This is a genomic window from Oleisolibacter albus (genome assembly GCF_003336875.1).
GTDB lineage: Bacteria > Pseudomonadota > Alphaproteobacteria > Azospirillales > Azospirillaceae > Niveispirillum > Niveispirillum album.
The window spans coordinates 41,756-53,731 of record NZ_QGNJ01000013.1 but is presented as its reverse complement, the minus strand read 5'-3'; the positions used below and the strand labels follow the sequence as shown (position 1 = coordinate 53,731).

15 protein-coding genes are annotated in these 11,976 nt (G+C 65.1%); 6 read left to right on the top strand and 9 right to left on the bottom strand.

All coding sequences use genetic code 11. The features are described 5' to 3' along the window. Positions 1–99: 99 nt before the first annotated feature. Entirely contained in the window at positions 100–945 is an 846-nt protein-coding gene (gene panC / locus DK368_RS16490; protein WP_114395076.1) for a pantoate--beta-alanine ligase, read from the top strand. A 54-nt stretch (positions 946–999) separates the two neighbouring features. On the opposite strand, the gene DK368_RS16485 is transcribed toward panC, so the two are convergent. From DK368_RS16485 to DK368_RS16465, 5 genes are all read right to left on the bottom strand, one after another. Further along, the gene (locus DK368_RS16485) at positions 1,000–1,749 is read right to left on the bottom strand and encodes a DUF1499 domain-containing protein (protein ID WP_114395075.1); all 750 of its coding nucleotides are present in this window, start codon (positions 1,747–1,749) and stop codon (positions 1,000–1,002) included. Positions 1,750–1,885: 136 nt separating this feature from the next. After that, positions 1,886–2,305, bottom strand: coding sequence for a VOC family protein (locus tag DK368_RS16480; RefSeq protein WP_114395074.1), 420 nt, complete (start codon positions 2,303–2,305; stop codon positions 1,886–1,888). An 80-nt stretch (positions 2,306–2,385) separates the two neighbouring features. Next, on the bottom strand, positions 2,386–3,138 hold the full coding sequence (locus DK368_RS16475; RefSeq protein ID WP_114395073.1) for a GIN domain-containing protein: 753 nt from the start codon (positions 3,136–3,138) through the stop codon (positions 2,386–2,388). 192 nt (positions 3,139–3,330) lie between these two features. Beyond that, positions 3,331–3,786, bottom strand: coding sequence for a ribonuclease HI (gene rnhA / locus DK368_RS16470; protein WP_114395072.1), 456 nt, complete (start codon positions 3,784–3,786; stop codon positions 3,331–3,333). 6 nt (positions 3,787–3,792) lie between these two features. Continuing rightward, positions 3,793–4,767, bottom strand: coding sequence for a homoserine kinase (locus tag DK368_RS16465; protein WP_114395071.1), 975 nt, complete (start codon positions 4,765–4,767; stop codon positions 3,793–3,795). Between the two features lie 333 nt (positions 4,768–5,100). Between DK368_RS16465 and DK368_RS16460 the strand changes: the two genes are divergently transcribed. Next, positions 5,101–5,316: a hypothetical protein gene (locus DK368_RS16460; protein ID WP_114395070.1), complete on the top strand. Its 216-nt coding sequence runs from the start codon at positions 5,101–5,103 to the stop codon at positions 5,314–5,316. A 15-nt stretch (positions 5,317–5,331) separates the two neighbouring features. Here the strand turns inward: DK368_RS16460 and DK368_RS16455 are convergent, their stop codons facing one another. Genes DK368_RS16455 through DK368_RS16445 form a run of 3 tightly spaced genes read right to left on the bottom strand, consistent with a single transcriptional unit; the run spans position 5,332 to position 8,015 of the window. Beyond that, a complete protein-coding gene (locus DK368_RS16455; protein ID WP_114395069.1) occupies positions 5,332–5,514 on the bottom strand; it encodes a hypothetical protein in 183 nt (60 codons plus the stop codon). Continuing rightward, positions 5,501–7,015: an ATP-binding protein gene (locus DK368_RS16450; RefSeq protein WP_162306068.1), complete on the bottom strand. Its 1,515-nt coding sequence runs from the start codon at positions 7,013–7,015 to the stop codon at positions 5,501–5,503. The genes DK368_RS16455 and DK368_RS16450 overlap by 14 nt, the downstream gene beginning before the upstream one ends. A gap of 43 nt (positions 7,016–7,058) precedes the next feature. After that, positions 7,059–8,015, bottom strand: coding sequence for an IS1595 family transposase (locus tag DK368_RS16445; RefSeq protein ID WP_114395067.1), 957 nt, complete (start codon positions 8,013–8,015; stop codon positions 7,059–7,061). A 513-nt stretch (positions 8,016–8,528) separates the two neighbouring features. Here DK368_RS16445 and DK368_RS21465 point away from each other — a divergent pair. From DK368_RS21465 to DK368_RS16430, 3 genes are all read left to right on the top strand, one after another. Continuing rightward, entirely contained in the window at positions 8,529–8,696 is a 168-nt protein-coding gene (locus tag DK368_RS21465; protein WP_155524605.1) for a hypothetical protein, read from the top strand. Positions 8,697–8,742: 46 nt separating this feature from the next. Further along, positions 8,743–9,408, top strand: coding sequence for a PspA/IM30 family protein (locus DK368_RS16435; RefSeq protein ID WP_162306067.1), 666 nt, complete (start codon positions 8,743–8,745; stop codon positions 9,406–9,408). Between the two features lie 68 nt (positions 9,409–9,476). After that, on the top strand, positions 9,477–9,776 hold the full coding sequence (locus tag DK368_RS16430; RefSeq protein ID WP_162306066.1) for a PspC domain-containing protein: 300 nt from the start codon (positions 9,477–9,479) through the stop codon (positions 9,774–9,776). A gap of 190 nt (positions 9,777–9,966) precedes the next feature. Here the strand turns inward: DK368_RS16430 and DK368_RS16425 are convergent, their stop codons facing one another. Next, positions 9,967–10,593, bottom strand: a complete 627-nt coding sequence (locus DK368_RS16425; RefSeq protein WP_114395063.1) for a pyridoxamine 5'-phosphate oxidase family protein — start codon at positions 10,591–10,593, stop codon at positions 9,967–9,969. Positions 10,594–10,688: 95 nt separating this feature from the next. Here DK368_RS16425 and DK368_RS16420 point away from each other — a divergent pair, with 95 nt between their 5' ends. Further along, the gene (locus DK368_RS16420; protein WP_114395062.1) at positions 10,689–11,618 is read left to right on the top strand and encodes an AraC family transcriptional regulator; all 930 of its coding nucleotides are present in this window, start codon (positions 10,689–10,691) and stop codon (positions 11,616–11,618) included. The last annotated feature ends 358 nt before the right edge of the window (positions 11,619–11,976 follow it).

Sequence of the window (11,976 nt, the reverse complement as noted above, 5' to 3'; positions counted from 1 at the left end):
GCCGGGCTGGCCTAGGTCAGCCCACGGTGCAGGGTCTGGCGACCGCTCCGGTCGTGGCGGGTCCATGCGCCGTCCGCCGATCAACGGGAATTCCATCCCATGTCGCTTCCGATTGTCCGTACCGTTGCCGATCTGCGCGCCGCCGTGGCCGCATGGCGTCATCAGGGCCTGCGCGTCGCCCTGGTTCCCACCATGGGGGCCCTGCATGAGGGGCACCTGACCCTGGTCCGGCACGGCCGCAGCATGGCCGACCGCGTGGTGGCCAGCGTCTTCGTCAATCCCACCCAGTTCGGGCCGTCGGAGGATTTCAGCCGCTATCCCCGCGACGAGGCCGGCGATGCCGCCAAGCTGGCCGGGGCCGGCTGCGATCTGCTGTTCGCGCCGACGGTGGAGGCCATGTATCCCGCCGGCTTCAGCACCAGCATCGAGGTGGGTCCGGTGACCCGGCGCTGGGAAGGGGCGGCCCGCCCCGGCCATTTCAGCGGCGTCGCCACCGTGGTGACCAAGCTGCTGCTGCAGTGCCTGCCGGACGTGGCCTGCTTCGGCGAGAAGGATTACCAGCAGCTCCAGACCATCCGCCGGCTGGTGGCGGATCTGGACATCCCCGTGGCCATTGAAGGCGTTCCCATCGTCCGTGATGCCGACGGGCTGGCCCTGTCGTCGCGCAACGCCTATCTGACCCCGGCCCAGCGGCAGACGGCGCTGGCGCTGAACCGGACCCTGCACCGGGTGGTGGAGCGGCTGCGCCGGGATCCGGCGGTGGTGGACGCCGCCGCGGCGGAGGGGATGGCGGCCCTGCTGGCGGCCGGATTCGAGGCGGTGGATTATCTGGCGGTGGTCGATGCCGCCAGCCTGGAGCCGGTGGAGCGGATCGACGGGCCGGCCCGTGTCCTCTGCGTGGCGCGGCTGGGCGGCGTCCGCCTGCTGGACAATTTCCCGGTCTGAGACCGGGGCGCGGGACCAGCCGGGGGGTGATCCCCGCCCCCCGGTTCGCGGCCATCAGCCCTTCATCTTGGCCAGGAAGGCGCGGATGCGGGCGGCGTTGGCGCCCAGATCGCTCTTGCCGACGCGGGACTTCGAGCGGACATCGATCAGGCTGCCGCCCTGGCCATTGTCCGCGACGCGCACGACCACATCATCCTTGAAGCCCCACCAGGCGGTGGTGGCCACGGCCTCGACCCGGCCCGCGGCCGGTTCGCTGGCGATGACCTCCCAGCCCAGGGACCTGGCGGCCTCGGTGGCCCGGGCCACGGCCTCGGCCGGGGCCAGCGGCAGGGTCAGCGGCGCCAGATCGGGATAGGCGGCCTTCTGCTGGGCCGCGACCTCCGGCCCGGCATAGTCCGGCGGGTTGGCGGCACCCTGGCGCAGCGGCAGGGCGGCGACGAAGGCCGGCGGGTTGGCGGTATCGGTGCTGATGTCGTGGATCATCGGCACCTGGCCGGCCTTGAGCTGCAGGCTGAACGGGCCGGCGAAGGCCGCAGCCCCCAGCAGCAGCCCGACCAGGGCGAAGCCGAACCCGTGCCGGCCGCTGCCCGGCCGGACCAGGATCGCCCCCAGCAGCGACAGCACCATGCCGACGATGGCGAGCATGGCGCCCCATTTCAGGCCGGTGAAGGCCACCGCCAGGGACAGGGCGCCGAAGCGGTAGGCCGGGGGCGGCACCAGCACCAGCATGCCGGCGGTGATGCTGAGGGCGAAGCCCAGGGGGACGACCCAACGCAGGCGGTCGACGAGACGGGAGGTGGACATCGGCAGGTTCCCTTTCTGTGGCGGGCCGTGCGGCACGCGCCTGCGCGGCCGGCCGCCTTTGCCCGCAAGGTACCCACAAACGAAACCGGCGCCACCGTGAAGGGGCGCCGGCCGGATCAACTCCGCGTGTGCGGGATCACCACACGCCGGTGTTGGGCATGCTGGCCCAGGGTTCCGCCGGCGCCTTGGCGCCGCCCTTCTGCAGCAGCTCGACGGAGATGTTGTCGGGCGAGCGGATGAAGGCCATGTAGCCGTCGCGCGGCGGGCGGTTGATGGTGACGCCCTTGTCCATCAGCGACTGGCAGGTGGCGTAGATATCGTCCACGGCGAAGGCCAGATGGCCGAAATTGCGGCCGCCGGTATAGACCTCGGGGTCCCAATTGTAGGTCAGCTCGACCTCGGCCTCGGGATTCTCGTCGGCGGCGAGATAGACCAGGGTGAAGCGGCCCTTCTCGTTCTCCATGCGGCGGGTCTCCTTGAGGCCCAGCTTGCCGCAGTAGAATTCCAGCGACTCCTCGAGATTGGTCACGCGGACCATGGTGTGCAGGAACTTCATGCTTCTCTCCAGCGGATGGGGACAGCGCCGGGCGCCCCTTAACATATGGGGCGCCCCGATGCCACCCCGGCATCCGGCGATCAGCCGCCGATCTCCACATTGCCCATGCCGGAGGTATTGACCTGACGGCGGTCGGCCACGCCGTCGAAGCGGACATTGCCCATGCCGGAGACGGAAACGTCCAGGCTGGGCGTGTGGCCGCCCTCGATGTCCACATCGCCGGCCCCGCTGACCTGGATGCTGACCGGGCCGGAGACGCTGGCGATGCTGGCACTGCCGAAGCCGCTGAGTGCCACCGAGGTGGGGCCGCCGACGGCGCCGGTCTTGATCGACCCGGCCCCGCTGATCGAGACCGAGAGCGCACCGGACACCGCGCCCACGGTCAGGTCGCCGGCCCCGGAGACGGAGAGGGAGGCCTGGGTCACGCGGCCGGCCTCCAGGTCCAGGGCCATGCCCGACTGCACCGACAGGGGCGCGTCCAGATCGCCGATCCGCACGGTGCCGATCAGGTCGTCCAGCTCCACCGGGCTGCCGGCGGGCACGGTCACGGCCACGGTCAGGCTATTGTCCGCCTTGATCTCGGAGGTGCGGTTGCGCTCCCGTTCCTCTTCGATGCGCAGCCGGTCGCCCTCCGGACGCACCTGGATGCGGGCCACGCGCTCGGGCGTGCCGGTGACCTGCACCTCCATGCGGCTGGCGCCGGGGACCACGGTGACCGTCACCTCGCCGATGACGCCGCGCACATGCAGGCGGCTGGTGCTGTAGCTGTCGGCCAGGGCCGGGCCGGTCAGCAGGGCCAGGGCGGCGGCGAGGAGGAGGGGACGGCGGATCATGGTGCGGATGCTCCCGGCAGGTCAGGTCTGGGCCGGAGACCAGCAAGGGCCGTGCCAGGGCCGGACGGGCGCGGACGGCCACGGATCATCTGGCCGGGCCGTGGCGGGAATGGCGAAGAAGTGGCGGAAATGGCGCAATGATGCCGATCCGGTGGGGCCGGCCCGGCGGGACCGGCCCGGACACAGGCCCGGTCAGGCGCTGCGCGCGTCCCGCAGACCCTCGCGGGCCAGCTGGTCGGCCCGCTCATTCTCGGGATGGCCGGCATGGCCCTTGACCCAGTGGAACTCCACCTGGTGCTTCTGCACCAGATCATCCAGCCGGCGCCAGAGATCCTCGTTCTTCACCGGGTCCTTGGCGGCGGTCTTCCAGCCGTTGCGCTTCCAGCCGTGGATCCAGCCGGTGATGCCGTTCTTCACATACTGGCTGTCGGTGTGCAGCCGCACCAGCATGGGCCGCTTCAGGGCCGACAGGGCCTGGATGGCGGCCATCAGCTCCATGCGGTTGTTGGTGGTTTCCGGCTCGCCGCCCTTCAGCTCCTTCTCGATGCCGTTCCAGCGCAGGATGGCGCCCCAGCCGCCGGGACCGGGATTGCCGGAGCAGGCGCCGTCGGTGAAGACATCGACGCCGGTTTCAGTGCTGTCGCTCATGGCCGCTCAAGGAGAAGGAAGGGAAAGGCCGTACTCGGCCGGGCTCTTGACCTGCTGGTGGAAGCGCAGCTTGTGCAGATATTCCAGCGGGTCCTTGCGCTTGACCAGGGCCCCGGCCGGCGTGTTCAGCCAGTCATAGAGCCGGGTCAGCAGGAAACGGATGGCGCTGCCGCGGCAGAGCAGGGGCAGGGCCTGCATCTCCGCCGCCGACAGCGGCCGCAGCCGGGCGTACCCGGCCAGCAGCAGCCGGGCCTTGGTGACGTTGAACGACCCGTCCGGCTCGAAGCACCAGGCGTTGAGGCAGATGGCCACGTCATAGGCCAGCAGGTCGTTGCAGGCGAAATAGAAGTCGATCAGGCCGGACAGGCGGCCATCGCGGAAGAAGACATTGTCCGGGAACAGGTCGGCATGGATGACGCCGGACGGCAGGTCGGCCGGCCAGTGCGCCTCCAGATGGTCCAGCTCCGCCGCCAGCGCCGCCGCCAGCCCCGGCTTCACCGTGTCGGCCCGGTCGCGGCAGGAGTCGAACAACGGGCGCCAGCCCGCCACCGACAGGCTGTTGCGGCGGGTCAGGGCGAAACCGGCCCCGGCCAGATGCAGCCGTGCCAGCCCTTCGCCCAGGCCGGCGCAATGCTCCGGCAGCACCCGGCGCGGCCACATGCCGGCCAGGAAGGTGACGATGACCGCCGGCCGGCCACAGAGGGCGCGCAGGGCGTCGCCGTCGCGGGCCGGCACCGGCTGCGGGCAGGTGACGCCATGGGCGGCCAGATGCCCCATCAGCCCCAGGAAGAAGGGCAGTTCGACCGGATCGACCCGCTTTTCATACAGGGTGAGGATATAGGGGCCGTGCTCCGTCACCAGCAGGTAGTTGCTGTTCTCCACCCCCTCGGCGATGCCCTTGCAGGACAACACCGCGCCCAGATCGTACTGGGCGACGAAGTTGCGCACATCCTCGTCGGAGACTTCGGTATAGACGGCCATTCCCCGTGGGTAGCCGGTTCCGCCCGGCCGGTCAATCGCCGCGACAGCCGCTGACGGGGCCGGCGCCGGGGCCGCCGTCAAGGTGACATCGGTTGACGCAAAGGCGACGCCAACGCGACCAAAGGCGACCAAAGGCGACGCTAACGCGACCTTAAGGCGACATCGCCGCGGGCGCTGCGAGCCGTCAATCCATTGAAAATCAAAGAAACATGCTGCTTAAGGTGACAAAGGTGACAGGAATTAAGTGGCGTTTATATACTTCTCAAACCCAGCATCGCGTAACGCTCTGTCCCATGGTATGATGCCGCGTTGGCAACCAAGGGGGCATTCGCAATGGGCTGGAATGACCACGTTGATTTCGACTTATCGGATAAGCTGGGCGCTATGATTGATGCTGGCGGGTATCTGGAAGAAGGCACTCCGGCTTATGGCATCGTCAAGCTTGTCTCTGATGCTGGCGAAGGCATTCTCTCCGACAAGCAGAGGCACGTCTATACTACCATCGTCCTTCCGGCCTTGGAGCAAGCCATCAAGGATGGTGTGTTCTAAGCAAGAAGCCCCGGATCACTCCGGGGCTTCTTCGTCTTCAGCCTTGACGTCGGTTTCAGGTTTCGGCTTCCCCTTCGCGATCCGCCGTAGCTTGTCCTCGAAGGCGGCTTCGTCCTCGTCGCATCCAAGTTCGCGGGCGGCGTCCTGGAAGCGCTTGATCTGGTCATTGGTGCCGTCATGAGGATTATGCTTGTTCATCTTGCCCTCTGATCTTGTAATGGGCCTTAGGGTCGCGTTCATATTCCCCAGCCTGGAACTCTAGAAGCCCCTTACGCGTAAGCCTATCCAAGTCCTTTTTGCTTGTATGCCATGTCCTTCCGGTAACGCGAGCCGCTTCTGACACCTGTATCATTCTATTCCGGAAAGCGTACCCGATAATCTTAACTTCATGCTCCTGGAGCGTTTTCCAAACATCAACTCCAAAGAACTGAGCAACGTCGCGGTCTGTTGCGCGCTTGCGTGACTCGTGATCGTTACGCAATGTGACGCGCACAATGACGCCGTGCAATGCTTCTTGCTTGAACAACGGGGCTGGAAGCCCCCAATCATTCATGCTGTCCCGTATGCGTCGCGTTCCCTCGCGCGCCATCTGGACATATCCGAGGTATCGCAAAGCATCCATAAGATGATAATTTCTAGTGGCTCGTGCGCTGTAAATTGTCAGCTCGCTAACGGGCGGCACAAAACCTCCAGGACTCTCTACCTCAAGCCTTTCTGGAAAGAATTTCACTGTTATTTCACTGCCACTAAAGCTATACGAACGATGTACACACGCATTAACTAATGCCTCAAACCATGCCCACTTCGGGTATTCAGGAGTTGTGACGAATTTTCCTTCTTTGTTAAGCCATGTAACGTCAAAAATGGTGTCCTGAATAATGTCTTGCGCCTCGGTCAAAATCTTTACGATGTTTCCTTCCACCCATTTATCTTTTATTGGGTTGTAGTTCTCTCCTGTTCCTTCGGCCTCCGTATGAAAACGCTGTATGCGAACGCGGCATCCAGGAATAGCCCGGCGAGGATTTTTGGCGGCAAGAAGAACAAGATTATTAAATGGTATAAACTTTTCGCCATCGCGGCGGCCAAGCTCGCGATCTGCTAAGATTTCTTCATTGCTCCAGCTTGGCCGACCTTCACGCTGCCTAAATGCATCGCAATAATCTTGCACAATCCGTAGGTCAAAATCGGCAGGGAATGCATAAGGTGATACCTCAAGTTCGAACGACAATTCTTGCCGCGTTGCCCTGAAGTCACGCTTTTCTTCATCACTCATTTTATGGCGGCTATCGCCGTAACGTATCCACGCCTCTCCCTTATTGGTTTCGACTAGGCGTCCAATATATGGAATATAGATCGCAAGGCAAAAATCTTGCTGATCCCCAACAACCACCCCGAACCTCTTAATCTCGGGACGCGCCTGCGGGCACATATTGAGGTGGAAGCTTTCGATTTTGTTCAGAACTTTAACGTCAAGGTTAGAGCAACCAAGAGCATTGCCCTTGCTATCGGAGCCAAAAACCAGCACTCCACCATCTGGCGTGTTAGAGAATGCGCTATAATATGTCGCCAAGTCTTCGAAATCGACCCGATTCGCCCGCTTGTAATCAATACGGCGGTCTTCAGCGAAATACCCCATTAGGCGCTGATTCAGCCTCACCCAGATTTCTCGCGGGGTCCATAGCGCGGGGTTGTCGTTCACGGAGAACGGACTATCGAACGGCAACTCGTACTGGGTTGACTGCTTATCCATCAATATATAGTGTGTCGAGTTGGGCTCGACACACTATCCCTTGCTCCTGGTTAGACCGCCGGTAGGTGAGACGCTTGCCCACGATGCCCTTCAGAGCTGCTTCTGTGCGCTCGCTATCATCTACCTTGCGCTCATTATAGCGGAAATCGAACTCTGCCAGATAGCGGTGCAGATGCTTCTCGGCGCAGTGCTGGTAGATGCCGTTCATGCCGCGCTTGAAAATGCTGAAGTACCCCTCAATCGTATTCGTGTAGGCGTCGCCGCGAACGTACTCCTTGGCGGAGTGGTTTACGGTGGCGTGCCCAGCGAACTCCTGCCCAACCTCCTTATAGAGGCGGCTTTCGTCGGTGTTCAGGCAAGTGGCCGGATCGACATTCGCCTTCAGGATATCGCGCACGCCCTGCTTGGTAGCGCGGGCCACATGGAACGAGCGGACGTTGCCGCCACGCTCGACCAGGGCGACGACGCAACGCTTGTTGGCTGGGCCGCGCTTGCCGTTGGATGTCTTGACCTCCTTCTCACCGAAGTAGGTCTCATCCGCCTCAACGGTCGCGCCTTGGCCACCCATCGGCTCGAAGCCCAGCGTCTTCATGGCTTCGCGGAGACGGTGCGTCATAAACCAAGCTGTCTTGTAGGTGACTTCCAGAACGCGGTGGAGCTGGTGGGAGCTGATGCCCTTCTTGGAAGAGCACAGCAGGTAGCAAGCCTGGAACCACTTGTAGAGCGGGACGTGGCTGGACTCGAAGACCGTACCGACCTTCACCGTGAACTGCTTGCGGCACTGGTAGCACTTGTAGACGCCAATGCGGGTGGCGCCGCCCTTCAGCTTGCCGATCCGCTCCACGCCGCCGCAGTGCGGGCACGCCGGGCCGTTCGGCCACACGACGCTCTCCAGCTTCGCGTAAGCGGCTTCTTCATCGTGGAAGTACGGGGCGGGCAGGACGGACATAGGGGCATCTCCTTGATGCCCCTACAGTACCGCCCAAGCTTGAGTTTGGCAGGTATATAAACGCCAATTAAGTCCTTTTGTCGCTGTCACCTTAAGCGTGTGTGGTTTCACCATGTCCAAGATCCTGATGCCGCGGCATCGTCCGGACAGGGAACCACAGAATAGGACTATTGTCCACGAGGCGGCGATGATGGCCATGGCATCTCTGCGGCCGGCCCGCGCGCGGCCCCGGCCATGGGGTTGGCGGGTCGGGTGGAGGGGCAGACCAGGCGTGGTCCTGTCGCGAAAGGGCCGGTCTGGCGGGGCCGGTGAGGCCAGTTGGTAAAAACGGCACGAAAATGGCGAAAACCGCCACACGGTGGCGGCTGACGCTGCGCATTCGGGGGGTGATCTGGAAAAAGACAAGGAAATCCGGGCACTGCGGCAGTTGGCACGCCGGTTGCTTTTGACGAGGCATGGCCGCACCGGCCACCGCAACGCCAACCGCCGCACGGCCAACCAAGGATGACGACAATGACCGACCTGACCCTGACCACCTCCGCCGCCGCCGCCACCACCGCCGCCACCTCCGCCACGAGCGACCTGTTCGAGCAGGTCATGGATGTGGTGACCGCCGCCGAGCTGGTGCCGGTGCTGGCCTCCGCCGCCGTGCTGCTGGCCATCCTGGCCGAAGCCTTCTGATCGGCACCGACACAGCCTTCCCTTCCGCCTGCCAGGGATGACGGCCATGGGCCTGATGAACCGCCTCAGCGATGTGATCAATGCCAATCTCTCCTCGGTGCTGGACCGGTCGGACGATCCGGCACTGACCCTGGCCCAGGCCATCCGCGCCATGGAGGACGCCCTGTCCGATGCGCGCTGCGGCACGGTCCGGCTGATCGCCGAGCGCAAGGCGCTGGAAGCCCGCTGGCAGGCCGCCGAGTTCACGATGCTGGAGTGGGAGCGCAAGGCCGAGCTGGCCCTGTCGCACCAGCGCGAGGATCTGGCCCGCGCCGCCCTGTGGAGCCGCGAGCAACTGCGGCGCCAGGCCGAGCCGCTGAGCGCCGAGATCGAGCGGCTGAACCAGGCCATCCGCCAGCTGGGCGAGGATGCCGCCCGGCTGGAGACCAAGCTGGCCGAGGCCCAGGCCCGGCGCCGCAGCCTCAGCACTCGTTACCGCGGGGCGGTGGACCGGCTGCGCGTGCGCACCAGCCTGGAGGATGGCCGCCTGGACGAGGCCCTGGCCCGCTGCGCCGACCTGGAGCGCGGCATCGACGAGATCGAAGCCGCCGCCGAGGTCGAAGCCATGGGCCGGCGCCCGCGCACCCCGGCAGAGGAACTGGCGGCGCTGGACGCCGAAGACCGCGTCCGCCGCGACCTGGAGGCGCTGCGCCGCCGCGTGGCCGGCGGCTGACCGCCGGCTTTGCCCGATCCCCTTGCACCCCCGTTCGCCCGATATCACCGCCTTCGATGGAGAGCCCTTTGACCACGTTCGACCACATCGCCCGCTCCGCCCGCAGCCGCAAGCTCTGCAAGGACCCCGCCAACGGTCTCATCTTCGGCGTCTGTGCCGGCGTGGCCTGGTGGCTTGGCATCAAGACCTGGGTCGTGCGCCTGCTGGCCGTGCTGTCCCTGGTCTTCTTCGCCGGCACGACCCTGCTGGCCTATGTCGTCGCCGCCCTGATCCTGCCGAAGCGCAAGCTGGGCCGCTATGAGGAGGTCTTCGGCCGCTGCGGCGATCGCTGGGGGGACCGCGGCGCCCCGGATTATCCGGGGCGCTGATCCCCGGCCTGCCGCACCGTACCCGGAGGTGCCGCGCAGGGGTGCTGTGCCGGGGGGCGCTGTGCCGGGAGCGCTGTCCCGGAGGCGCCGCCCCGGACTGGATCGTCGGCCCGCTCTTCTCCGCCCGCACCTGGGACAGGGTGCGGGCGTTTTTTTCAGCAGCACCCAGGGGGGGCATCGGGATGCGGTCTCACCCGTACAGATCGTACCGCACGGCATGGGCATAGCGCTTGTCGATGGCCTCGGCCGCGGCCTCGTCCTGCCTGGTCATGGCGGCCAGCATCTGGCCGGGGGTCGGCAGCGCACGGTGTTCGATCCGCGATTCCGGCGCCCACAGCCTTGCCCTGTTCACGGCCTTGCCGCAGTGGAACAGCACTTCGTTCACGGTCACAAGGATCGCCGTCTTGGGGATTTTCCCGCCCTCGGCGAGGCTGGCGCGGAGGGCCGGATCGTCGGTGACGCGCCCGCGCCCGTTGATCCGCAGGAAGACCTCCAGGCCCGGAAACAGGAACAGCATTCCCAGCCGGTCGTCCTCGACCAGGTTGCGCATGGACTCGATCCGGTTGTTTCCCGGCCAGTCGGCAAAGGCGATGGTCTTGGAATCCAGCATCCTGACAAATCCCGGCGGGCCGCCGCGCGGCGATGCATCCAGGCCCGTGTCGCGCCCGGTGGCGAGGCAGAAGAAGGTCGCCCTGGCCAGATAGGCGGCATGGAAGGCGGCGAGTTCGTGCATGACCGCCTTCTGGATGTGCTCCGCGGGCGGATCATAGAGCCGATCGAGGTCGGGCGCGACAGACGGCGGGGGCTGTTCGGTCACGGGCTTGCTCCAGTCTTTCTCCTGTCCGGCGCACTCTAGCGCCGGATAAAAGGCGCCGCTAAGCTATCGCGGCCAATTGTTAGCGGGTTTACGCCATGCTTGAGGAAAAGTTCGCCCTTGTTGCCGCCGATTCACGCGAACCGGTCATCATCGCGGTCTACGACACGCGAGCGGAATATGGCGAACTGGGAATGCACAGCCATCGGCGCGGCCAGCTTTGCGGCCAGCGCCGCGGGCTGATCACCATGGGCACCGAGACGGGCACCTGGGTGGTTCCCGCCGGCCATGCGGTCTGGCTTCCTCCCCATCAGCGGCACTTTGGCTACACCCATGGCGCGGTGGAGGGGTGGAGCTGCTATATCGCGGACACGGCCTGCGCGACGCTTCCGGACCGGCCCTGCATCATCAAGGTCTCGGGACTGTTGCAGGAAGCGGTCATCCGGGTCTCCGGCTGGCAAGGACAGGAGATGGACGAGGCGCAGTGGCGCCTTGCCATGGTGCTTCTCGATGAACTGAGGGCTGCCCCCATCGAGCCCTTCAATCTGCCGATGCCGGTCGATCAGCGCCTTGTCCGGATCGCACGCGCCCTGCTCAAGGACCCCGGGGACCGGCGCGACATGGGGGCGTGGGCGGCCTGGGCCGGCGTGTCCGAGCGCACGCTGAGCCGCCGCTTCGTGGTCGAAACCGGCTACAGCTACACCGTGTGGCGGCAACGGGCCCGGCTGATGCGCGCGCTGGAGCTGCTGGCCGACGGAGCGCCGGTGACGAATGTGGCCTTCGACCTGGGCTATGACAGCGTCAGCGCCTTCATCGCGCTGTTCAAGCGGATGCTCGGTGTCACACCGTCGGCCTATTTCAGTGGCGGCGCCGTGCCGGACCCGCCCCGCGTGAAGCCCGGTTCCGGAGGGGAAGGGGCATCGGTCAAGCCGGCCCCCGGTGCAAGGTCCGTCACATCATCCCGGCGTGCGGACCGATCGGGAGGCGACGCGGACCGGCGGCCACGACGCACCGGACCAAAGTTCTGATCGGCGCCCCCTGGCCGCCCAGTTCTGCGTCAAGAGCATCCCGCGTGACCAGCCCCTGCGCCAGCCCGCACCGGGGGCGGGGTGCGGGCATTTTTAACCATTCGGAAACCTGGTGGTGGCCGGAAATCCGTCTGCGGCGGTCAAAAGAGTGCTTTTGTAGGTTTACTGCGTCAATGAAAGACAAAACCCGGCCATTTCTGCGGTCCGACTCGATGAACAGCCGCTGTCACGGTTTAGGTTCGGTATTTATCTAATGAAAAGAGTCGGAAAATCGGACCTCCGAAATGTTCATAAATTTCAAATTTCAAGCAATAAAATTATAAAATTATCGATTCTGGCCATGGAATCCGTGGGCATC